This is a genomic window from Paenibacillus sp. SER-28 (assembly GCF_052906305.1).
Genome location: NZ_JBRECM010000012.1, coordinates 21,479 through 44,993, shown reverse-complemented (window position 1 = coordinate 44,993; position 23,515 = coordinate 21,479). Strand labels below are relative to the sequence as shown.

The 23,515-nt window shown below is 46.9% G+C and carries 20 protein-coding genes; 10 read left to right on the top strand and 10 right to left on the bottom strand.

Translation table 11 applies throughout. The features are described 5' to 3' along the window. The first annotated feature begins 8 nt into the window (after positions 1-8). A complete protein-coding gene (locus ACUYLD_RS21770) occupies positions 9-1,460 on the top strand; it encodes an MFS transporter (protein ID WP_446675975.1) in 1,452 nt (483 codons plus the stop codon). A 99-nt stretch (positions 1,461-1,559) separates the two neighbouring features. Here the strand turns inward: ACUYLD_RS21770 and ACUYLD_RS21765 are convergent, their stop codons facing one another. The 4 genes from ACUYLD_RS21765 to ACUYLD_RS21750 form a co-directional block, all read right to left on the bottom strand. Then, positions 1,560-2,447, bottom strand: a complete 888-nt coding sequence (locus ACUYLD_RS21765) for an NAD-dependent epimerase/dehydratase family protein (protein ID WP_446675974.1) — start codon at positions 2,445-2,447, stop codon at positions 1,560-1,562. A gap of 342 nt (positions 2,448-2,789) precedes the next feature. Next, entirely contained in the window at positions 2,790-3,530 is a 741-nt protein-coding gene (locus tag ACUYLD_RS21760; RefSeq protein WP_322160344.1) for a GTP pyrophosphokinase, read from the bottom strand. 159 nt (positions 3,531-3,689) lie between these two features. After that, the gene (locus tag ACUYLD_RS21755; RefSeq protein ID WP_235308446.1) at positions 3,690-4,499 is read right to left on the bottom strand and encodes a histidinol-phosphatase; all 810 of its coding nucleotides are present in this window, start codon (positions 4,497-4,499) and stop codon (positions 3,690-3,692) included. A 60-nt stretch (positions 4,500-4,559) separates the two neighbouring features. Continuing rightward, positions 4,560-5,462, bottom strand: a complete 903-nt coding sequence (locus ACUYLD_RS21750; RefSeq protein ID WP_023990132.1) for a LysR family transcriptional regulator — start codon at positions 5,460-5,462, stop codon at positions 4,560-4,562. 430 nt (positions 5,463-5,892) lie between these two features. On the opposite strand from ACUYLD_RS21750, the gene ACUYLD_RS21745 reads away from it, so the two are divergent. The 5 genes from ACUYLD_RS21745 to ACUYLD_RS21725 all read left to right on the top strand — a co-directional run bounded on the left by ACUYLD_RS21745 (position 5,893) and on the right by ACUYLD_RS21725 (position 10,675). Then, positions 5,893-6,351 carry a chemotaxis protein CheX gene (locus tag ACUYLD_RS21745; RefSeq protein ID WP_061830098.1) on the top strand — a complete coding sequence of 153 codons (459 nt, stop codon included), beginning with the start codon at positions 5,893-5,895 and terminating at the stop codon, positions 6,349-6,351. Positions 6,352-6,390: 39 nt separating this feature from the next. Next, positions 6,391-7,170 (top strand): SDR family NAD(P)-dependent oxidoreductase, encoded by a 780-nt coding sequence (locus ACUYLD_RS21740; protein WP_446675973.1) that lies wholly within the window; start codon positions 6,391-6,393, stop codon positions 7,168-7,170. A gap of 122 nt (positions 7,171-7,292) precedes the next feature. After that, positions 7,293-8,684, top strand: a complete 1,392-nt coding sequence (locus ACUYLD_RS21735; RefSeq protein WP_446675972.1) for a DEAD/DEAH box helicase — start codon at positions 7,293-7,295, stop codon at positions 8,682-8,684. Between the two features lie 18 nt (positions 8,685-8,702). Further along, positions 8,703-9,449 carry an ABC transporter ATP-binding protein gene (locus ACUYLD_RS21730; protein WP_013311782.1) on the top strand — a complete coding sequence of 249 codons (747 nt, stop codon included), beginning with the start codon at positions 8,703-8,705 and terminating at the stop codon, positions 9,447-9,449. Between the two features lie 2 nt (positions 9,450-9,451). Next, positions 9,452-10,675: an ABC transporter permease gene (locus tag ACUYLD_RS21725; RefSeq protein WP_061830125.1), complete on the top strand. Its 1,224-nt coding sequence runs from the start codon at positions 9,452-9,454 to the stop codon at positions 10,673-10,675. A gap of 116 nt (positions 10,676-10,791) precedes the next feature. Here the strand turns inward: ACUYLD_RS21725 and ACUYLD_RS21720 are convergent, their stop codons facing one another. Then, complete coding sequence (locus tag ACUYLD_RS21720) at positions 10,792-10,908, bottom strand: YjcZ family sporulation protein (RefSeq protein ID WP_216637468.1); 117 nt, start codon at positions 10,906-10,908, stop codon at positions 10,792-10,794. 206 nt (positions 10,909-11,114) lie between these two features. Here ACUYLD_RS21720 and ACUYLD_RS21715 point away from each other — a divergent pair, with 206 nt between their 5' ends. Continuing rightward, a complete protein-coding gene (locus ACUYLD_RS21715) occupies positions 11,115-12,392 on the top strand; it encodes a sensor histidine kinase (RefSeq protein ID WP_061830091.1) in 1,278 nt (425 codons plus the stop codon). Positions 12,393-12,492: 100 nt separating this feature from the next. Here ACUYLD_RS21715 and ACUYLD_RS21710 read toward each other — a convergent pair whose 3' ends face one another. Continuing rightward, positions 12,493-13,791: an aminotransferase class I/II-fold pyridoxal phosphate-dependent enzyme gene (locus tag ACUYLD_RS21710; protein ID WP_061830089.1), complete on the bottom strand. Its 1,299-nt coding sequence runs from the start codon at positions 13,789-13,791 to the stop codon at positions 12,493-12,495. Positions 13,792-13,970: 179 nt separating this feature from the next. Between ACUYLD_RS21710 and ACUYLD_RS21705 the strand changes: the two genes are divergently transcribed. Further along, a complete protein-coding gene (locus ACUYLD_RS21705) occupies positions 13,971-14,756 on the top strand; it encodes a helix-turn-helix domain-containing protein (RefSeq protein WP_446675971.1) in 786 nt (261 codons plus the stop codon). Between the two features lie 171 nt (positions 14,757-14,927). Here ACUYLD_RS21705 and asd read toward each other — a convergent pair whose 3' ends face one another. Then, a complete protein-coding gene (gene asd, locus ACUYLD_RS21700; protein ID WP_061830087.1) occupies positions 14,928-15,725 on the bottom strand; it encodes an archaetidylserine decarboxylase in 798 nt (265 codons plus the stop codon). An 88-nt stretch (positions 15,726-15,813) separates the two neighbouring features. Next, positions 15,814-16,941, bottom strand: coding sequence for a YheC/YheD family endospore coat-associated protein (locus tag ACUYLD_RS21695; protein WP_254326731.1), 1,128 nt, complete (start codon positions 16,939-16,941; stop codon positions 15,814-15,816). A 205-nt stretch (positions 16,942-17,146) separates the two neighbouring features. On the opposite strand from ACUYLD_RS21695, the gene ACUYLD_RS21690 reads away from it, so the two are divergent. Together ACUYLD_RS21690 and ACUYLD_RS21685 are read left to right on the top strand one after the other, a co-directional pair. Next, entirely contained in the window at positions 17,147-18,310 is a 1,164-nt protein-coding gene (locus ACUYLD_RS21690) for a glycosyltransferase family 4 protein (protein WP_446675970.1), read from the top strand. Positions 18,311-18,423: 113 nt separating this feature from the next. Then, positions 18,424-19,203, top strand: coding sequence for a WIAG-tail domain (locus tag ACUYLD_RS21685; protein ID WP_254326733.1), 780 nt, complete (start codon positions 18,424-18,426; stop codon positions 19,201-19,203). 131 nt (positions 19,204-19,334) lie between these two features. Here ACUYLD_RS21685 and ACUYLD_RS21680 read toward each other — a convergent pair whose 3' ends face one another. Beyond that, on the bottom strand, positions 19,335-21,134 hold the full coding sequence (locus ACUYLD_RS21680) for a M4 family metallopeptidase (RefSeq protein ID WP_446675969.1): 1,800 nt from the start codon (positions 21,132-21,134) through the stop codon (positions 19,335-19,337). Positions 21,135-21,600: 466 nt separating this feature from the next. Next, complete coding sequence (locus tag ACUYLD_RS21675) at positions 21,601-23,379, bottom strand: M4 family metallopeptidase (protein WP_446675968.1); 1,779 nt, start codon at positions 23,377-23,379, stop codon at positions 21,601-21,603. Between the last annotated feature and the right edge of the window lie 136 nt (positions 23,380-23,515).

The window sequence follows — 23,515 nt, the reverse complement described above, 5'->3', positions numbered from 1 at the left end:
GAACTACCATGAAAGATCGTTTTGCCATATCCATGACTAATCCTCAAGCAGTACAGCAGGTAGACTCGCGTCGCTGGTACGCATTAGCTCTTATTTTACTTCCCACTTTGTTGATTTCATTGAATACCTATATGATGCAGGTTGCCCTTCCGATGATGCAGGCGGACCTGCACGCCAGCTTTTCGGAGGCACAGCTCATATTTACGGGCTATTCTCTGGGATTGGCTGTGGCCTTGATATTGGGTGGCAAACTAGGAGATATGTATGGTAGAAGACGCATGTTATGCATCGGGGTGTTGGGTTTTACATTAATGGCTTTGTTAGGAGGGATCGTATCGCACCCTACATTAGTCATTATGATCCGTGTGCTTCAAGGGATATCAGCTGCCATGATTCAACCTCAGGTTCTATCTATCATGCAAAGCAGCTTTCTTCCCAGAGAGAAAGGGCTGGTATTTGCGATTTATGGAGCTATCATTGGGGTTGGGTTTACACTTGGTTTAATTCTGGGTGGATTTTTGGTAGACTGGAACCTTTTTGGCCTGGGCTGGCGTATTATTTTCTTTTTTAATGTTCCCTTTGGGCTGTTAGTGTTACTCTTTTGTCCTATTATTTCGGAATCCTATGGCAGATCCGTGCCAAACATGGATTGGGCAGGGGCCTTTCTGTTGCTTCTTGGTTTATTGTTGTTTGTCTATCCGTTGACAACCGGACAAAAGCAGGGCTGGGCTTCATGGACATGGGGTTGTCTGCTGTTGTCCATTCTGGTTTTGGTTGCTTTTATAATTACGCAAATGGGAAAAGAAAAGAAGGGAGGCTCGCCTTTTATTCGTCTATCTATATTTAGAAAGAGTTCATTCGGCGCAGGGATATTGACGGTAATTGTCATCTATCTTAGTATGTTTTCGTTCTTCTTTATTTTGAATTATTATGTACAATCCGGTTTGAAATACAGTGTTCGATCCACAAGTATGGTCTTTTTACCGCTAGGTGTTGGCTTTTTTCTTACCTCATTATGGTCGTCCAGGCTGGTTAAGAGGTGGGGGAGCAAGGTGCTGAAATCAGGTATGCTAATCATGGGGATTTGTAGCTTTCTGCTCATTGGATCGTTACATCTAGATGCGTTCCACCTATTTCATATTCAAAATATCATGATACTAGGTGTATATGGTTTGGGTCTCGGGATGGCCACAACGCCACTGGCTCATGTCGTCCTAGGTGCTGTATCGGCTGAAGAGGCAGGAACGGGCTCAGGCTTGTTCACGACCTTTATGTACTTGGCTAATTCGTTGGGAGTCGCTTTGATTGGGTTCTTGTTCTCTTCCTCGCTTCATCACACGCTTTCAGAAGCTAAATTGTCAGATTATATCAGGGCATTCTCTATCTCTGTGGCGGCGAGTGGCCTTCTTGCCTTGGCTGGGCTCATTTGTATTTCAGTTTGTTACAAAAATGAAACATAAATGCAAAGTTACTTTAACATAGAGTGGGTACAACATAGACATGACCCCCTTTGAATTATATATATATTGCTGGGACCCGAAGCTTCGGGTCCTCTTTTTTTATGATTTATAAGAACGGTGCAGGCTGGTTACCAGTTCTGGAAGCCATTCATGTAGGGAGAGAAATGAGTACCCCTCTGACTGGGCTTTGGACGTATCCATGTACCACGATTGTGTAATACCAAATGGAGACATGTGCTCGTCTGCTGTTTTTTCTTTCATCACAGCTTGTTTTCCCGTTACCTGCTCAATGATCGAAATGATCTCTCCAATCCTCACTGTACCGTCGGAGCAAGCATTTACAGGCCCTGTTAAAGGAGTGTGACCAAGCCAAAACAGAAAATCTGCGGCTTCATCGGAACGAATAAATGAGATTTGTGCTGCGGAATTAGGGACTCCGATTTCTATTCCTTCACGAACATGTTCGATATGAAAATGAAGTCTTTTCGTATAATCGTCTGTCCCCAATACAATCGGAAAACGAACAGCAACTACAGGGAATGTAGCTTGCTGCATAAAAACTGCTTCTGCCTGCCGTTTAGCCTCCTGATATGTAAAATCGTCCTTCCCGCCCTTGCGAACCGGGTAAGCCTGAGGGTCAAAGATGCTCTCTGTCAGCACTTCCGGGCTCGAATCATAGACGGATAGGCTGGAGGTCACAATATACCTCTTAGCTTTAGCATCAAAAATGCGGCAGGCTTCGCTGGCTTCATCTGGAGAAAAGCAAATATTATCATAAACAACGTCCCACACTTGCTCACCTACCGCCTCAGCGAGCGCTTGCCGATCGGTACGGTCTGCATAGATTCGCTTAACGCGGTCACCAAACGAATCGCTTGCTTGGCCCCGTGTGAGGATGGTAACGGAGTTCTCGGAACTCTCCAGCAGACGTTCCACCAGTCTCCTGCCAAAAAAGCGCGTTCCACCCAAAACAAGTATCTTTTTCATACTTACATCACTCCTTATAAGTTTGTTTTTATTAAGGTAGACGAAATAATGACTGTTAAGGATACAGGGCGAATGAAAAGAGTTTGATGAAGTGCTCTTAGTTACATAGTTCATCTAACAATTAAGTAAAAAGAGGAGGATCATAGGCTGTAGTGGAGTCGCATGACCTGAGGGGTCAGATGAATTTGAACAGGAGTGTAGAATTTGAATCTGGAGAAGCGCAGGCGTTCGCCTTAGCAATGGGATTCTACCCTTTAAAGGGCTTATACCATCCAGTGAATCCCGTTGCAACAGCGATCATAAGATCAAATCATTCGCATAGTGGTGGAGCACCGCCTAATCTTACTCTCCTAGAAGCTTCAAGAAATTGGCCGGCACCGTAATTTGCTGATTATTAATCATAATCTTCCGAAGCTCCTCTATGGAGTCCTCTTCACCTCTAGCGTCTTTAATCTCCTTAATTTCACGATGCAGTCGCTCCATTTGAAGATCGAGAGCATTAGCGGAATCTGCTGCGTTCTTTAATTCACGTGTCAGGTTTTCGGGCACAGACTGGTTGTATTTATAAAAGATTTTATGCTCTAGGCTGGCCCAGAAATCCATCGCAATGGTTCGAATTTGCACTTCTACGCAGACTAGCTCCTCACAATCCGACATGAATACAGGAACTTGAACCAGCAAATGCAGGCTCTGGTAACCGTTCGGCTTGGGATTCTTGATGTAATCCTTAATTTCCAGTACCTTCAAGTCACTTTGTCTCTGAAGCATGTTACTGACATCATAAATGTCAGAAATAAAAGAGCAAGTAATACGCAAACCTGCGATATCCTTAATATGATCTTTGATAGCATCCAGCGATAACTCGCTATTTTTACGAATCATTTTATTCATGATGCTCTCAGGAGATTTAAGGCGTGATTTGGTATGCTCAATAGGGCTGTAATCGTGCAATGCTTGAAATTCCTGCTTTAATATTTCAATCTTGGTTTCCATTTCGTCGAGCGCAAATTTATAGATGAGCATAAATCGCGTGATGTCATGCTTTAGCTTTTTAAGCTTGCCCATAGGATCTTCCAAGTGCATATGTAATTCTCCTCACACATAGATGTCATAATCTTGCTAAGCGTTCGCCTTTGCAATGGAATTATCACCTTATAAATTATAATCCCCAACAATCCCATTGCAGCAGCGTTCGTAAGATCAAATGATTTGCGGAGCGGCGATCCCCAACTTAAACAAATTTTAAAGCGCCACAGGAATTTTACGTTTTTCTTTAAAATAGACCCATTCCCGGAAGCCGATATCCTTCAGCATTGCCTTTACTTCTTCCCAGTCATCGCCTACCCGCGAAGGCTTATGGGCATCCGAACCAAAAGTAACCTCCACACCAAAATGGTGCGCTCTTTCTAAAATAGAAGCAGACGGGTACCATCCACCACTCAGCTTGGTTTTACCCGAAGTGTTAATTTCAATCGCCACATTGGATTCCGCAATTACCTGCAAGGTTTCATCAATGGCTTCATCGGCAGGAATGTCTGAAAAGGCAGGAAAGTTTCCCTTCATTGCGTCAATATGACCCAAAATTTGAAACATGCCGCTTCGCGCAGATTCCTGAATGAGCGCATAGTAGGCTTGTTTGACCTCGATTTTACGAGCGTCGCTTAATTTGTTCCAACGGTTACGGTTAAAAATGCTGTTCCCTTCGACATTGTGAATCGACCCAATGAGGTAATCAAATGGATAAGGAGCCAGAGTGGAACGATATAATTCAGCAAAATCAGGAAAATAATCCGTTTCCAATCCGAGGAGCACGTCAATACGGCCTTCGTATTCCTTTTTAAGCTGTTGTACCTCTTCAACGTATTCAGCAAGCTGTGACTTAGCCATATAAATTTTAGGAAAAGCCTGATCCTGTTCGCTGCCCAGGAAAGGGGAATGGTCCGAAATACCAATCGCTTGTAAGCCCGACTGAATGCCTGCTTCAATGTAATCTCGAATGTTTCCGTCTGCATGACCGCAGCGGAAATGATGGGTGTGCAGATCAAATTTCATAGCCTGTCTTCCTTTCGTAATCAGGGTTTATATTTCGTATGGTGTTCATAGCGAATTACGTTATTCAGAACTGGTGAAATTCGTCTCCGGCATCCCCTTCAGATCACTTAAAAATTGCTGCATGGCTGAGTTTAGATATCGGCCGGATTTATAAATCACTCCTACCGGATGACTAACTTCCAGCTCGGGAATATGGATCATTTTTAATGTGCCTGCACGCAGTTCAGAAGTGACCGACAGTCTGGAAATAATGGCAGCACCGAGATTAATTTCGACCATCCGTTTGACTTCCTCACTGCTGGACAACTCGATCACGACATGAGGTACGATTTGGTGCTTTTTAAATACATCATCCACGAATTTTCGTCCCACCGTATCGGGAGAGAGCAGAATCAGCGGAATTTCCCGAAGGGCTTCAATGGTAGCATGTGGTTGTGAGGCCAGTGGATGAGTAGGAGACACGACTAGTTCAAAGGAATCGTAGTACAGAACCGAAGTGCTTAAATTGGGATTACGTTCAATCAGATAACCGATGCCAACATCAATAAGTCCGTTCTCCACCTGCTGATAAATCATTGAGGAAGCCATGGATTGAATGGAGGTTTTGATGAGAGGGAACTGATCCTGAAAGTAGGAAAGCACGCGCGGTAAAATTTGAATAGCGATGGATGTTGTGGTGCCCAGCGCAATGTGGCCCTGCGGTGTTTCGTTTAGATCGTATAATTTTTGTCTTAATTCCTCAACAACCTCTAATATGCGCTCGGCGTGTTCCAAAAAAACAGCTCCCCTGTCGGTCAGGGTGACAGGCTGGTTGCGGTCAATCAGAATGGTTTTGAACTCATCCTCTAGACTTTTAATTTGAGCGGACACCGCCGGCTGCGTCAAATTGAGAAGTTCTCCGGCTTTGCGGAAGCTCATCGTTTTGGAAATCATGATAAGTGTTTCAAGTTGACTGATGTTCATGAAGTTCCTCCTCTCTTTTCTTAATCTTGTCGCAGCTGTATAGAATGAATATTTTTAGCCAATCCATAGGTTCATATGTAAAACCGTTGTTATGCTTTATTTCATTAAATTATAGGTTATTCGAGCAGGAAGGGCAATGAATCGAAGCAGAGCACCTTAAAGTGTGGTATATTGGGAAATAAAGACTAAAGTCCTGATATCCTTCAAAAATAATCAATCTAAAACCGGTAAGAAGTAAAGATATAGGACATTATTCACATTTTTTTGTGATTTAGCTATAAAAAATTACCGGGTAGCTGTCGATAAGTGATATAGAGAGCATTTTATTGAGGATCGATTCGTTTTACAGTAATATTTAATTAAAAAATTCTAATTTAAATGGGACTTTTGTTGTGTGTCTAAAAGCCCATCGTAAAGGGGCGCTTTGATCGTGAAGGCAGAAGTGATAAATCCTTTTTTGGAGTCGGCGCGACGGGTCATTGAACAATTGATCCAAGTATCTCCTTCACCCGGAAATCTTGGTGTGAAAAATGTCGAGCTGGTGGACGACCACATCTGGATTATGATCGGGATGACCGGACAGCTTAGCGGAAATATTGTGTTCGGCCTGAATGAACAGGTGGCGCTACGTATGGTATCAGCGATGATGGGCGGATTTGTGTTGACTGAAATTGATGAGATGGGAAAAAGCGCAATTTCAGAATTGGGCAATATGATTAGTGGGAATGCCAGTACGATTTTGTCCAGTCAGGGAATTGTTGTGGATATTACGCCTCCGCAGGTCATGAAATCAGAAAACTTGACCACTTTTGTGCCTCAGCGTGCCCTTTATATTCCGCTTACGGTGGAAGGAATCGGTGAGCTGGATATTCAGGTGATGATCTCTTAATATTAAAGGAGCAAGTTTCTTTAATGCGGAGGGATGACCGTGAGTATACTACAGGACAAGATAGTTGTGATTACAGGTGCATCTAGTGGGATTGGCGCCCTTTGCGCTCAGTTGTTAAGCGAAAAGGGCGCGATTCCTATTTTAACAGCACGCTCGCAGGAGCGACTGAAGCAAGTATCTGCGGGAATCAGCGGCAGACATGAGCTTATCCAACTGGACGTCACCCACCAGGAGCAGGTAGAGGCTGTTGCTGCACGAGTATTGGAACAGTACGGACGGGTCGATATATTGCTTAACAATGCGGGCTACGGAAAGTTCGAGTATTTTAATGAAACCGATCTGACGGAGTTTGAACAAATGATGGACGTGAACTACATGGGTGTTGTTCGCTGCATCAAGGCGTTTCTGCCGCAAATGACAGAGCGGGGCCATGGACAGATTGTCAATGTAGCATCAATGGCCGGGAAAATCGGGACAGCCAAATCGTCTTCTTACACGGCGACGAAGCATGCGTTGCTCGGTTTCAGCAATGCGCTCCGGCAAGAGTTGCGCGGGAGTGGAGTGACTATAACGACGATTAATCCGGGGCCGATTGACACACCCTTTTTTGAGCTGGCAGATCCTTCAGGAGGATATGTTCGAAATGTAAGCTGGTTTATGCTACAACCAGATAAGGTAGCACGGCATATCGTAAGAGCGATGGAGCTTCGCAAGGAGGAGGTTAATCTGCCACGGTGGGTATCTCCTTTTCTCAAGCTGTATCAGTTAGCTCCCAGACTGACCGATAGGCTGGGTCATGGTGTGATGAATAAGAAATAAAAGATGTCCCGTAAGCCATTAGCTATGGTGAGGGACATCTTTTATTTTTGTGATTTGGTAACAGGGCTATTTTCGCATATAATGGAGAGTAACGAATTTACGTATAGGGGTTGGACCTTTTCATGACATTGAATTTTGAATCGCTCGGCGTTGAACAAGATCTGTTGGACAAACTGACTGAGCATGAAATTACACAGCCTTCGCCAGTTCAGGCAGAGGCTATACCGGAAATAATGAAGGGAAAGCATGTATTGGCACGCTCGCAAACTGGCACAGGTAAGACATTGGCTTATTTGTTGCCGCTGTTGCAAGCGATTGATCCACAGAAAAAGGCTACGCAAAAGCTGATACTAGCTCCAAGCCAGGAGCTCGCTATGCAAATTGTACGTGAGGGTCAGCGCTACGGAGAGCATCGCGGAATCCGTGTACTCGGTCTGATTGGTGGGGCGGCTATCAAACGTCAAATCGAAAAGCTCAAGGATCATCCACAGCTTGTCGTGGGTACACCAGGACGTGTACGGGAACTCATCGCTTCGAAAAAGCTGAAAATGCACAATATTACAGCCATCGTCATCGATGAGGTGGATCAGATGTTCCAGCTCGGTGGAGCAGGCGATGTAACCAACATATTGGGCACCGCCCAACGTGATCGTCAATTGGTATTCCTGTCCGCAACGCTGAACGATGAGATTCAGTTGCTGGCAAAACGGGAGATGCGTGAATACGTAGAAATTGGGATTGATCCCGACCAGAAGACGGCCAGTGGACTGGAACACTATTACTTTGTATCTGAAGAACGGGATAAGGTGGATATGCTGCGCCGTCTGGTGCGTCATTTTAATCCGAGAAAAGCGCTGGTGTTCGTGAATACGACCAATGCCATCGGGGAGATTGAAGCCAAGCTCAAGCATATGGGGCTGACTACGGCGTCCTTGTATGGAGATGCGGATAAAGTTACGCGTAGCAACGTGTTGGCCAAATTCCGCGAGGACAAGCTCAAAGTACTGGTCGCTTCGGATGTGGCAGCTCGTGGTCTGGATATTGAGGGACTTGAAATGGTCATTCATTTTGACCCGGCTACGGATAGTCAAGCTTATGTTCACCGTGCAGGACGGACAGGACGGATGGGACGCAAAGGATTAGTGGCATCGGTTGTCACCGACCGTGAAACGTTCATCATGCGCAAGTTCTCCCGTGAACTGGGCATTGACATCGCAGAGCGTGCGTTGCATGGAGGTCGAGTAGTTGTGCCGCGTCCGGCGGATGCCAAGCGTGCACCTGTAAGACCATCCGAGGCTAGATCCTTATCTAATGGAGCATCGGCGGAGAACCGTAAGGCACCTGTTCGTGCCGAAAACGGACGTCCTGGCAGAAATTCCGCGAACGGTTCAGCTCTAGGCAAGAGCAAAGGAGCAGCCTTGTCCAAAGCAGGAAAAGCACAGCGCGAGCGTGATCGCAAAAACAAGGGTGCACCAAGATGGCTGAAGGAAAAAGGATCAAAACCGAACGAGTAAGGGAGAAGAGGGGAAGCCATGGAACAACAGCCTGTGTTGCAAATTAACGGACTGACCGGCGGATATAGCGCCAAGCGCCCGGTGCTGCATCAGATTTCGCTGGATGTGAAACCGGGCGAAATGGTAGGACTGATCGGTCTGAACGGTGCCGGGAAAAGTACGACCATGAAGCATATTTTGGGCCTGATGACACCGCAGGCCGGAGAAATTCGTGTGCAGGGGCATAAGCAGGATGAGAATCCCGAGGAATATCAGGGAGCCATTGCTTTTGTACCTGAATCTCCAGAGCTGTATCCTGAAATGACGGTGATGGAGCATATGGAATTCACGGCCAGAGCGTACGGAGTTAGCGAAGCAGATTTCCGCACGCGCAGTGATCAAATGCTGGACTTGTTCCGTATGCGGGATAAAAGTGGGAGTATGTCGATGCATCTGTCTAAAGGGATGCGCCAGAAAGTGATGATTATGTGCGCATTTTTAGCGGGACCGCCGTTGTATGTCATAGATGAACCTTTTTTGGGTTTGGACCCGCTGGGTATTCGTTCCCTGCTTGACTTTATGTTAGAGATGAAGCGTTCGGGTTCGTCCATTCTGCTCAGTTCTCATATTTTGTCCACGATTGAAAATTATTGTGATCGTTTCATTGTACTTCATCAGGGTGCCATTATTGCACAGGGTACGCTGGACGAAGTGACAGCACAGGCGGGTAAGCCGGGCATGCCGCTGGAAGATGCATTTTATGAGCTGGTACAGGGCAGGGAATGAGCATGGATTTGCAACGTTTGCATAAAGAAAGACGTGTAGCGTTCTGGGGACAGGTGCTGCCCTATCTGGGCTATGTCATTCAAAGCGGTCTGGCGGTGGTCTTCGGCTTTGCGCTGATTGCCTTTGCCGCATGGTACACGTCGCTACTAATGCATACTCCACCGGATTTGCCCATCCGCTGGATCATGCTTATTGTGGCTATTCCGATTGCTCATGCGAGCTTTCGTACGTATTTAAACGCAGCGGATATTGTTTTCCTCCGTCCACAGGAGCACGCGATGCACCATTATTTTAAGGCCAGCCGGATTCGGGGTGTGGTGTATAAAATATTCGGTTTGCTATTGCTGTCTATTATCGTGTGGCCGCTGTATATTCGCAGTGATGCGGCGCCTAAGCCGTTGCTACTGACCCTGCTACTGTTTGTGCTGTTAAAGCTGCTATTCAGTTACGGCGGCTGGCAAGAGCTTCGCATGGTATCGATTGGCGGGAGTGTAGGCTATCGTCTGCTTCGGTGGGTGTTGGCTGTGCTGATGGTAGCCGCATGGCTATGGCAGCCTCCACTACACAGCGTGCCATTTATCATATTGGTCGGTGTGGTGTACGTGCTTGTTCTGCGTTTTCCGGTCAAGCTGCTAGTGGCTTGGGAAAAGCTGATTCGTACAGAGGGTATGCAGGCTGCTCGGGTGATGCGCACTTTGGGCTGGTTTGTCGATGTGCCCGCCCTTACGCAGAGAGTGACGCCACGTCGTTGGCTGTCCTGGTTGGGAGGTAACATACCTTGGAACAGAAGGGGAGCGTATCGTTACCTGCTGTTTAAGACATTCCTGCGTACAGAGCCAGCAGGTATTGTCATTCGGCTTGGAATTCTGGGGTTGTTAATTATATATATCACCCATGCTAGCTGGATTGGGATTGCAGTATATTTATTTTTCATATTCCTCATTGGTGTACAGGTTACTTCACTAAAGCAGTATCACAAGGATTCGTTGTGGCTTCAGTTATATCCGATTCCTGCGCATAGTCGTCGTGCGTCTTTTCTCGACTTTGTTGTTCGGTTGACGTTGCCGGCTGCTGTGGTTCTGTGGCTTCCTTTTCTGGCAAAAGGAACGGAAGATCTACTGTCTACACTGCTCACGCTGCTTGGGGGAGTTGCAGTAGTGTTCTTGTTACGAGGCGCTCAAGCCAAAAAATGGCGTTTGGACGGTCAGGATGAGGAAGAAGTGTAATTTGTATCTATGTGAATAAAGTAAAGGCTAATTCGCAAGCAGCAAGAGCTGTCTGCGAATTAGCCTTTTTTGTACGCTCGCTGTTATCGTAGCCGTGGGTGCAGATTTCCGCCTGCTTATATAAAGAGCGTTTTGCTGATGATAACTAATAAAATGAACAGTACCAGAATTGTTCCTGTGCTTGTGAATGCGCCGTAACCACCGTAACCGCCTCTTGTTTCTTCTGCTCCCATGCTCATTCTCCTCTCGGTCATTGTGATAAAGGATACATCGTATCTTATGAATTGGATTTTCAGATTGCGTGGGCCAATGCTCAGGTATGTTGCTGAATCGCCTTATATTTTTCATCAGATGTAGGGGAGGATAGAGGAAAAGACACGTATTATCGAGAATAGAAGAAGTACGTAGTCATTATCACTTGGAAAGTGGGAAAGACGAGATGCTGGTAGATAAGCTGCTCGTGAACATATTTCTTGTGTTTGTACCGTTATTGGTATATAGCGCTTTGTCAGATCATCGGCATAGGAAACATACCCCGTTGCTTATGGGAGGGGTTCTGGGTGTGTCTTCTGTGCTTTGCATTATGTTTTCGTACATTTGGTATGGATTATATTGGGACCTTCGATATGTTCCTCTGATCCTTTCTGTTTTATATTTTGGTCCAAAGGCAGGGCTTCTGAATATAACGCTGATGGTGATGGCTCGTATGTATATAGATCCAGAGTCTATGGTGGTGAGCTTTCCCAGCATGATGTTGTGTTATTTGGGGCCTCTCTTGGTGAGAAGAAAGTTTATGCAGCTCAATAGTATGTTGCTTCGGGTGGGCATGAATATGCTAATGAGTATATGGACCAATATTGCCATGCTTATATTTTTGTTAATACATTCCTGGGCCAATGGCAGGCTGGATAAGGATGAGGTCGAGCTGATCCGGGCAATACTCTGGTTCGGTGTGATTCAATTCCTAAGCATTGGAGCCTCCTCTTTCTGGATGGAGTTTAGTTTGGAACGGGAAGAAATGAGAAGAAAGATTAAATATGCTGAGCATCTGAATACCTTAGGTGAACTGGCTGCCTCTATGGCTCATGAAGTAAGGAATCCGTTGACCGTGGTTAAAGGGTTCCTGCAAATGGTTCAGTCAGGGCTAGAAGGGAAAAATCGCAGATATATTGCTTTGGCACTAGCAGAGGTCGATCGGGCTGAAAGAATTATTAGCGACTATCTGAACTTATCCAGACCACAGATTGGGAACACAGAGCTGATGGATTTGTCTGGCATGGTTCAACAGATTGTTTTGCTTTTGAAACCGATGGCGACCAAGCAAGGCGTAAGACTGTATACTGAGCTAAGGAATGAAATATACGTACATATGGATCGTAATCAGCTGTTACAGGCGTTAATACATGTGACGAAAAATGCGATCGAAGCTGCGGATGATGGGGGCAGGGTATACATAAAGCTGGCGATTCAGGAAGAAAAGGCATGTCTGCATATTAGGGATACGGGAAAAGGCATGAGTCAGGAGCATCTGGAGCGAGTGGGTACTTTGTTTTTTTCAACCAAAGAGGTAGGAACGGGACTGGGAACGGTCGTCTCCTTTCGAATCATTGAAGCTATGAACGGAAGTATACACTATGAGAGTGAGCCGGGAGTCGGAACCGAGGTAGTCATCCTGCTGCCACTCGCACAGAAATCTTTGCTCGCTGCTGAAGGATAGTTTGTTGCGAAGTGTGACTTACAATGGTTCAGCTCATTAAAAAGCGGTATGCCGCAACATCCGGCATACCGCTAATGATGTATATTTAATCTGTCACATATTAGGCGTTCAACAAATCTTGTGCGCCACGGTAAACAATGTCATACAGGTCTTCCAGATACTCTTCCTCGATACATGAGAATGCGATTCGGAGATCATATTCACCCAGCGCAATCGTCCCTACCCCATATTGTTCCAGCAAATGTGTGCGCAGTCGTTCAGCGGACAAGCCGTTCAGCTTGAGGCACATAAAATAACCCGAATTGAAAGGATAGTAGCTCCATACATCTCCGTATTTTCCACTATCGAGTAACGCTTTGACTTTATTAGCCCGACCCTTCATAATCTGGAACTTTTCTTTCTTCTGTTGTTCAAAGTCCGTTGACTTGAGGGCATCCAGGACGAAGGTTTGAGATGGGTGAGGACCGCTCGAAATCGTTGCCCGGATAATCCCTAATGTTTTTTGTTCCAGTGCGCTCAGTACATCCTGATGTTCCGAAGCAAAGGTAATAAATCCGACACGGAAGCCCCAAACGAATTCTTCTTTGGTAGCTCCGTCAATTTTGACTGGTAGAATTCTCGGATGAAGTCCAGCTAACTGACCGAATAGTGATTCATGCAGGGAGTCCTCGAAGAACAGACCAAAATAAGCGTCATCCGTCACAACTACGACATTGATGCCTGCTTCCGCGGCTTCCTGGATAGCAGCAACAATCGCTTTACCCTCTTCGACTCCCGGTGTGTAGCCTGTCGGGTTATTCGGGAAGTTCAGCACAACGATCGCTTTGCCGTATTCTTTCTGTGCCAGTAGCGCGTCGCGTAATCCTTCACTATTAAAACGTTGATCCTCTGTGAACAACGGGAAATTCACCAAACGTCCATGACGGCGAATACCGAAAGTCAGCTCATAGTTTTCCCAGTTTTTGTCTGGGTAAATAACAGCATCCCCTTCATCCGTGAACAGGTCGGCAACGATGCTCAAACCGTGGGTCAGCGCGTTCGTCACTACGGGAAGGCCGTAACTTTTTCCAGCCAACGAAGGGTTTTCCTTCAGCATTTTGTCGCGCCATACACTACGTAGTTCAGGTTTGCCCGCAGGGGGAGCGTAAGGGTATAGATCCTTGGGATTGTAAGCGGACAGCTTTTCCTGAATGACCTCCAAATGCATAGGACCATTGCCTTCTGTAGCAATGCCAATCGTAGCGTTGTACTTTTTAGCAAGCTTCCCTGCTTCTGCGGATTGACTCAAAATCCCTTCTTTTGGGAAATAAATTTCTTTCCCTAAAAGAGAAAGCATTTGATATACATGCTCGTTGCCTGTCTGAATGTTTTGGTTTAACTGCGCTGCCAGTGGATTCATTCCCGTTTCATCCTTCCAAGTCATTTTGATTACATATTATAGCATTACACACGGTAAGCGTCACGCAAAAGCATCTGGAACATAAAAGCGCATTTTTTTGCTTAATGACGGCGCTGAGCTTATATTATAAATTAACGGGATAGAGGACAACCAAAGATTAACAAAAGGAGGTGCAGATTTTGCTGGATACATCTGCGTCATCGTTTATCCTGTTGTCGGCTTTCGCCAAAATTGTGTGCGAGCCGGGCTGGAAGTGGCAGGTACGCGAGAAGCCGATACCAAACTATGATTTATTTTATGTATGGAGCGGAGAAGGAACAGTGGTCTTAAACGGGACGTCGTATCCGGTGAGCAAGGGGAGTTGCTTCCTGTTCAAGCCGGGGGATGATACCCGTGCCACGCATAACCCGCAAAAGCCGCTCATACTTACCTATATTCATTTTGATCTTATCGAACAACCAAAGCTAATTCCTGCAAGCTACCGTATGTTGGAGGAAACGTTCGAAGTAGAGCATATGCTTGCCAGATACGTTAGACTACGCCTAGAGCGTGCTTACGGAGCTGACGAGGAAGGCAAGCTGATCCTGAAACAACTGATGATTCATCTACTGCGTGCGGACCGCAAGGAGCCTCAGGAGCAACAAGCCAGTAACCAGCTCACCGAGGTCATCCGAGAAACGGCCAACTACGTGCGTCAGCATCCGGGACTTCCTCATCGCGTCGAGGATTTGGCTGCACGAGCGGGGCTGTCACCGCGTTATTTTTCGATTAAATTCAAGGAGCTGCTGGGTGTTTCCGCGCAATCTCATATTATCAGCATGCGGATTGAGCGCGCACAGCATCTATTACTACATGCCGGAATGAATGTGACCGAGGTGGCAGAGGCTTTGGGGTACCGTGACATCTTTTTTTTCAGCCGCCAATTCAAGCAGTACACGGGGAAAAGTCCGTCTGAGATCCGGTAATGCTATGGACGGTGGACAAGCTGTTTCGGATTTAGGCGTGAAGAATATAATGGATAAATTCCAAAAAAGGACCCGGGCAGTTACGCCGGGTCCTTTTTTATATGAGCAATTTAACATCATCCGATCCCAATGCTCATATGTGTAGCTATAATCCTGTTATGATAAATTCACTTATGCTTTGGGATCATGTCGAAAGCAACCCAGACGTTGTCCCATTTTCACCGCATCCCCCAGCTTCAATGCGGGGTCTGGCTCAAACGTGCCGTTTTCAGTTAGCAAAACGACAGTTGATCCAAATTCGAAATAGGCGAGATCGTCTCCTTTTGTCCATGAGACGGCCTTATCATCCGTATATTTGATGCTACTCACATTCATTGCGCCAACCTTGACGACCGCCACCTCACCATATTCGTGGGCAATGTACGTAATCTGTCGTTCATTGCGGCTAAGAACTGCTCGCATATGTTGCAAGCCGAAGTCATTCACTGGGTATACCTTGCCGCGCAGATGCTCTTTTTCTACCAGCGTACCGGATACTGGTGCATGAATGCGATGATAATCCGTCGGGCTGAGATAGAGCACAAAAGCATAGCCGTGTGTGTATTTTTCAAGACGCGGAGAGCGGTTAAGAAGCTCTTCCAGCGTATAGTCCTGCCCTTTGACATTTAAAAGAGTGCCGGACGTAATTGGGCCAGTGAAAGTAATCCGTGCATCCACCGGACTGGTCATCACCTCGGCGTTCGTATCAATCGGGCGCATGCCCGCTTTTAATTTGCGTGTAAAATAGGCGTTTAGAGAACGGTATTCCTTCCATTCCTGTTCCGCCTCATGCGTCTGGATCTGGTACGTACGTATAAAGGTGGGGATAAAAAGTCGGCTTGCACCGCTTTGCGCGAAGGAGCCTACAATCCGGCACACCCACTTGCGCGATGATAGCTCCGTCATGAGCCGCAGCCACTGTTTTGCCATTACAGATCCCCCTTGTTCATTTCCGAGCCGTCTTGGCCGGAACCTGTCCGGCCGCTCTGAACTATATTGACACAGAATGTGACGTAAATCAATACAGTGGACGGCCTGGTGAACGTTCGGTGTCTGACGAAGGCATCCGTTCGAGAAGCCAACGAGCGTAAGCCATCGGCTGAGAGTATGTTTCTTTCCAGACATTGTGCATGCCCGCCTGGCTGAAGCCATAGCGCTGGTCACGACCGTTGCATTCAATAAAAACAATCTTGCCTTCATGGGTAATTCCCAGATCCAGACCGACGTCGGCGAGACGGGGAAGGGTTTGTGCCAGTCGGTGCACGATTTGTAATGAGAGTCGCTCCAGTTCATTCATCAGCCGAACTACGTTCGAAGTCTGAACCGTCTCTGTTTGTGATAACACTTCTAGTAAGGAACGGGCCGTACCGCCCTGTGCCACATTGGAGACGAAGGTGTGGGAAGGAGCAATTTTAGCATACATGCCTGTCACACCCCAGATACCGCCATATCCGCGCTGAACCGACACACGGACATCAAACGGACGATTGTTGTACAAAGCAAGCGGTATGGTTTCCTGTACGATATGAGGCACCTGCAGCAGTCGCTTGTGCAGAAATATTGGGAGTTCTCCGACATTCAAACGTAGGGTGGACCAACGCTCAGGTATAGCCGGATGAGCGCATTGCAAAGTCCAGCCTCCGCGGGAATGCCGCAGACGCATAATTCCTCTACCCACGCTACCGCTACTGGGTTTAATTACAACATCTCCGGTTTCTTCCATCAAGGTATGGATGTAGGAAAGGTTGCCTTGCAATGTTTTGGGGAGATGGATGCGTAGCAAAGGGTCTTCCTGCAGAATTGCATGTATATGGTCTTTGTGGAAACGGTTTTGTTCATTAAAAATATAGAACCCCTTTTGTACAAGCTTGCTGATATCTCTAGCATTTTCATTTTGCCGATAGAGAGTCCGATTGTGGATGACCGGCGGCAACGGAAGAATCATCTGCCGATACTCGTTGCCGTGTTTAACATAAGCCCGGCATGTTCCGGTCGCTATATGAATATCCTCCAGACGAAGAAAGCAGGGGATGAGCTCGTAGCTTAACCCGGCGTCCTCGTAATTGGCGATAGATTCATATCGCGTCCTCATGGCGGGGATGCCCCGGTAGGTTGCCGGGTTGAGCATGACGCCGACATGCAACATGAGTATGTCCGCCCTCCTTGTAGTCACTCCAACTGATCATACTGTGATTCTAGTCCATCATATGTATCAAAGATCGGCCAGGCATGGACGCTTGCCTTGCGGTAAGCCCAAAGTTAGAAGCGAGGCACATTTCAGCGAGGCAGACGATATGATACAAGATGAGTGTTGAAGAGTGTTGGAATAAGGTCAGAAAGTAGGTGAGGTGATGCAGAGGCCGAAGGTAGCAGTCGTTACACCGGGCTCCTTTGTTATACCTTCGCCCCGCAGCAGTTCTGTGGAGCGGGTAATTGCCCGCATGGTACCGCTGGCTAGTCATGAGCTTCAAGCGCAGATCTATGGCATAAAGGGAGAAGAGGCACCGGATCATGGCGATGTCGACGGAATTCCCTGCATGCGTTATACGCGGGGAGCAGGTTATATTTCTGAGGTGATTGCTGATTTAAAGAGATGGTTACCAGCGGTAGTAGATGTACACAACCGCCCGGCAGTTGCGTATGCAATTCGCGAGGCTTTACCCGATAGCCGAGTTGTGTTGACTTTGCATTCGACCACGTTCATCCGGGAGCCTTACCTCAAACGGAAGGATATGGGCAGGCTGCTGTTGTCGATGGATCGCATTATCGTGAACAGTGCGTATTTGGGGGCAATCGTAGCTTCTGACTGTCCCGAGGCCGTTAGAGAGCGCATCGTCATAAACAAGCTGGGTATCCATCCCGGCGATTTCCTGCCACGGTGGACTCCAGCAGCAGAAGCAGCCAGATCGGCGCGATTGGACGATTTCGGCTGGTCAGGCCGCCAAATCATGTTATTCGCGGGCAGACTGATGCCAGGGAAGGGCGTTCACCGGCTGCTGAAGGCCCTGCGGCATGTGGTCCGCGCCTGCCCGGACGTACTGCTGCTCATTGCAGGTAGTCCCTATTACGGGCATGACCGCCTCACGCCATACACGGCGTCGTTGCATCGGCAGATGCGTAAACTAAGGTTGGGGAAGCATGTGCAATTCCTGGACTATGTTCCGCATCCAGCATTGGCCTCGCTATATCAGCTAGCCGATGTGACCGTTGTTCCTTCAGTGAAGGATGAGGCCTTCGGGCTGGTCAATCTGGAAGCCATGGCGGCAGGAGTGCCTGTGGTCGCTTCACGAATCGGCGGTATTCCAGAGGTTGTACAACACGGCGAGACAGGCTGGCTTGTGTATCCGTCTCACGGTGAGCAGGAAATGGCCGATGCCATCATCAGGCTGCTCCAGCAACCAAGCTTGCGACGACAGATGGGAGAAGCCGGGCTTGGCGAGGTACGGAGACGATTTTTATGGCAACACTCAGCACAACGATGGGCACAAATCATAACGGACTGTGTAGCGGAGTGACGTAGGCGCTGTTACGCGCATAGGCTATCTTATAGGCATTAGCCATGATTCCCAGCCGGGTGAATGAAGCGGAGCGACCGCTGGTTCACTCCTGTGCCAAAGGAGCGGTCACCATGAACCATCGTACGAACCATAGCCCTAAGGATAAAAGAACAGCACGGCGTAACCTTTCCCATGCGGTTCCCTCCCCCCGTGTTAACAAAGAGAAAGCGGCTTCGACTTCCGGCAGTCATAAATCGAACCAGCGTGGAACGGCAACGGTCCCTGCCCCCGTAGAGAAGGACACATCGGTTCAAGCTATAGAGGAAGCGGCATGGAAGAAGCATAAGCTCCCCAAAACGCTAGAGGAAGCGATGCAGATGAATCGAGCATCTGTACTGCTGTTGTCTGTGCCTGAGTCAGATACGGAATACAGGACGGATAACAACATATCGTCTATTACGACGGAAGGTCAGGCAGAGCAAGATTCGTTACTGGATTGTTCCATAACCAGTATTCACATTGCTGAAGGAAGACCACGCCCAAAGCAACGCGTGGTCTTGTCTGAGCAAGATATCGATCAAGCTTTCGATACGGAGAAAGAATTAAACCTGAATGTCATTCACGACGGATCAGCGACCAGTGACGAGGCTTCTGACGATCATATAGCTTCACCTCAATATGGGAGCATTTCTTTTCACCTCCCCGCACAAGCGGATAGGGGTGAAGTGAGCGTTGTATTTGAGAAGCCTTTTATAGATACACAGTATGTAATCACTGCCAATGCGAGTATACCGGGAGTGATGGTATCCGTCACACAACGTCAGAGGTATTCAGCAGTACTTACTGTGGAACGCATATACTCAGGTCCGCTATGTGAAGGGTTGGTTCTTTGGATTGCGATGGGGCAATAATAAGAAGCCGGAAATATAATTACCAATAATCAACTTTATACTAGAAAAAAGGCGTCCCATAGTGGGACGCCGTATACATAAGAGACAAGGGGGGGAGACTTGTAATACCGGGGAAATTTATATTATTTCACTTATCTCACACCTACAGCGTCAAAAGACTTCATAGCAGAGGTTACGGCTATTGAATTTTCACCATAACTATCTTTGGCCGCTTGGATCACAGCGGCTCGCGCGGTGGAGAAGTTAGACGTGGAAGTCAGATAATTGGTGAAGGCATTATAATAAATATATACGGCTGCATCACGTCCGATTCCATCTACCTTGACACCATGGAAAGTGCCTCCTTGTGCCAGTAGATAGTAGGCTTTATTAATAATACCGCTATTAATGTGGGCTCCACCATAATCCTCGTTGTTAGGATCAGGATAGAGATTGCTGTAGTGATCGACTTGACCGTATTTGACAGGATCGGAAAGGGAGCGAATGGCGTCGCCCTTAATATTAGGGGTATAAGCGACTTTGCCGAAATCCCAATTGGTGCGCTCAATGTCGTTGCCTATAATATCTGAGATGGCTTCACTTAATGCACCGGATTCAGCGAAATACACGAGCCCTGATGAATGCTCGGTTACACCGTGTGTCAGCTCATGGGCAACAATTTCAAGGTCGCTGCTAAAAGGGGCAAATAACGTGCCGTCTCCGTCTCCATAAAGCATATGAGTACCGCCCCAGTGGGCATTATTGTAGTTCTTTGCGCCGTAATGGACTGCCGAAGCGATGGCCATGCCATGCCCGTCAATGCTGTCGCGTCCAAATCTATCCTTGTAATAATCGTAAGTGCGGATAGCGTAAGCGTGGGCATCCACCGCAGCCGGATCTTCCCATACGTTATCGGAATCTGTATACAGGGTGCCGGGGAGCGTCTCGGTGTTGTGGACGTTATAAGTTAGGATTCCTTTACCACGAGTCGTATCTTTTAGTTGATACTTCTTACCCGAAGCTGTTGTGTCAAATGTTTTGGTATCACCGAATACACCGCGCCCTGTGCCGATCACTTCGTTAAGAATGTCATACTTGAATACGATTTTTCCGTCATTAGCGTCAATAAAGTAACGTGTGCGCAGCAGAGCGGGCTGTAAAGTATTAACTTCGGTTACATAGACGAGACGTGTTGAGTCTCCATCGGGATAGATGTACAGTTCTGCTTTAGGGTCTACACTTGGTTCCAGATTGGCAATCTTGGGGATAGAGGATGCAGGCTCTACCATTTCCAATTCACTGTTCTCCAGTTCAACTGCTTTATCCAAATCCAAGGAGTCCTTATCAGTAGAAATTGATAATTCATTGTTAGATGCTTTTTCGTAAGTGTCTTTACTTACACTACTTGTATCCTCGTAAGGTTCAGGAACGATTTGAACGGAGGAGGAGAGAGATTGAACCCGTATAGCTGCATCTTCATATGCGGTATATACAGCCTCAGTAGCACTGATTTTTGGAGTTGTATTTTCTTTGGCATTGGCTTGTTGATCTTCCGAAATGACCGCTCCCAAATAAGAGGTGATTTGGCCAGACTTGTTCACATGGATGGTCTGTTCGGCTCCAAATACGGGAATTCCGTTTACATATTGTTTTAACCGATAATGCTTTGTACCAAATTTGTCACTGGTGCGATCCACGATACGAAATTGCTCGCGCACAAGGGAACCGATGTGGGTATCGTCCAGACTCAATAATGTTTTTTGTTGTCGATTTAAAAAGCTCCAGACCAAATTGTCGCCGGTTACCGTTGAAGGAGACTTCCAGTTCACCGTTTGGAATGTTGGTGTAAACTGAGTCGGATCGGGAACAGAATTTTCAGCTGCGGAGGCCCCGGGCGCTATAGATCCTAATAACATAGCTCCTCCTAGAAGTGAAACCCATACTTTTTTCAATTCATACTCACTCTCCCTAGTTAATGTTGAGGTAAAAAAACACCCTGTTTGAAGAAGTCTTGCGTCATATATGTAAGTCTTGTTGCTCTTTTGAAACGTGAAGAAGCTGGATAAAAATGACCTTATGTAAAATATTAAGGTTTATTTTTTTGCAATTTCATCGTCTCGGCTCTGATATTAGCACAGAGGTTGTCGAACGAGAAGATTAATTTTACAAAATACCCCAAAATGAATCTTTAGTCCCTGATTTACTGTTTATTTGTCTTATTTAGTCGAAAATGATCGAGAGGGACTCAATGAACAAGAAAAGGGCGCCCCTTTGAGGGGACGCCATAAATAAGGGGGGAAGGGGCGCAGACTTGTACACTGCACCCCTATTTTTTCGTCCATTATGAGCAGGCCTAAGTGACAGTTGCACAACGGCAAAGGTCTATGGACGGGATATGAGGATTATAGCGTATATGATTTAGTTTACGCCTACAGCGTCAAAAGATTTGGCAGCTGCAGTTGCTTGTGCTGAGTTCGCACCGTACAGATCATTTGCTGCTTGGATCACAGCAGCGCGTGCGTTGGAGAAATCGGAAGAAGAAGTCAGGTAGTTCGTAAAGGCACTATAGTAAATTTGGACCGCTGCATCGCGGCCAATTCCATTTACTGCTACACCATGGAAAGTACCACCTTGTGCTAACAGATAGTAGGCTTTATTGATAATGCCGCTGTTCGTATGAACGCCACCGTTATCGGAGCTGCCTGTATACAAGTCGGAATAGTGATCTGGTTGATCATACAGCGTAGGATTGGACATAGAGCGCAGAGCATCGCCTGCAATGTTTGGCGTATAAATATCATCGCCTACAAGCCAGTTTTTACGCTGAATGTCATTGCCGATGATGTCCGAGAAAGCCTCATTCAATGCACCAGACTCTCCGTAATATTCCAAATTAGAAGTATACTCTGTGACACCGTGAGTAAGTTCATGACCTACCACATCGGGGTCCCCACTGAATGCGATAAATGTGCTACCGTCCCCATCTCCATAAGTCATTTGGGAGCCATTCCAGAAGGCGTTGTTGTAGCGGCTACCGTAATGGACTGTCGAACGGAGTTGCAGCCCGCGTCCGTCAATGCTGTTGCGTCCGAATTTGGACTTATAGTAATCATATGTTTTGGCAGCATACGCATGGGCGTCCACGCCGGCTGGATCATTCCATACATTATCGGCATCGGTCAGAAGGGTACCTGGAATGCTTTGACGGTTGGAGGCCGTGTAGGTCACAATACCATTACCGCGTGTTGTATCTTTTAACTGGTAGCTACTACCGGAAGCCGTCGTGGTGAATGATTTGCTATCACCAAGCACACCTTTACCTGTGCCTGTCGCTTCATTAATGATGTCATACTGGAATACGATGCTGCCATCATTGGCATCAATAATGTAGCGAGTACGCAGTGGAGCAGGTTCTAAAACATTGACTTCTGTTACATAAACCAGCTGCAGGTCATCCCCTTTAGGATAGAAGTACAGATCAGCTTTAGGATCTACTTCTGGCTGCAGATTAGCGATTTTGGCAATGGAACTTTTTTCTGTCTCCACCGCCTCAATTTTGCTATCTTTCAGGGCAGATGCTTTATCAAGACTCAGCTCGTCCTTATCAGTGGATAGCGTTTTTTCGTTGTTAGCTGCTTCGGCGTAAGTGTCTTTGCTTACACTGCTTTGTTCCTCAACATCTTTAGAAATCGTATCGTCGGAGGTAGGGAGGGCTTCAATCCGTGCAGCTGCTTCTTTATATGCAGTGTAGACTGCTTCAGAAGCGCTGATTTTTGGAGTTGTACCTTGCGTAGCTTCAGCTTGCTGATCCTCAGTAACCACCGCTCCTAAGTAAGAGGTGACCTCACCAGATTTGCCCACATGAATAGTCTGTTCAGCTCCATATACGGGAATCCCGTTTACATACTGTTTCAGCCGATAATGGCTCACACCGGACTTGTCGCTTGTGCGATCAACGATTCGGAATTGTTCACGTACACTAGAGTTGTCCGCACCCAGCAACGATTTCTTTTGCCGATTCAAATAGCTCCATACAATGTCGTCCCCGGATACCGAGGAAGGGGCTTTCCATTGCTCGGCGTGAAAGGTCGGTGTAAGCTGAGTTGGCCCCGAAACGGAACTCTCCGCTGATGCACCAGACGCGACAGACCCTAATAACATAGCTCCTCCAAGAAGCGAAACCCATACTTTTTTCATTAAAAATTCACTCTCCTCGATTATTGTCAGGATGAATCATCCTGTCTTGAATAAGGCATTGCGCCATTTATGTAGGTCGTGTTGTCGTCTGGAATAGAAGAAAATGGAACATGAAGAGAAATACCGAAGTGTTATT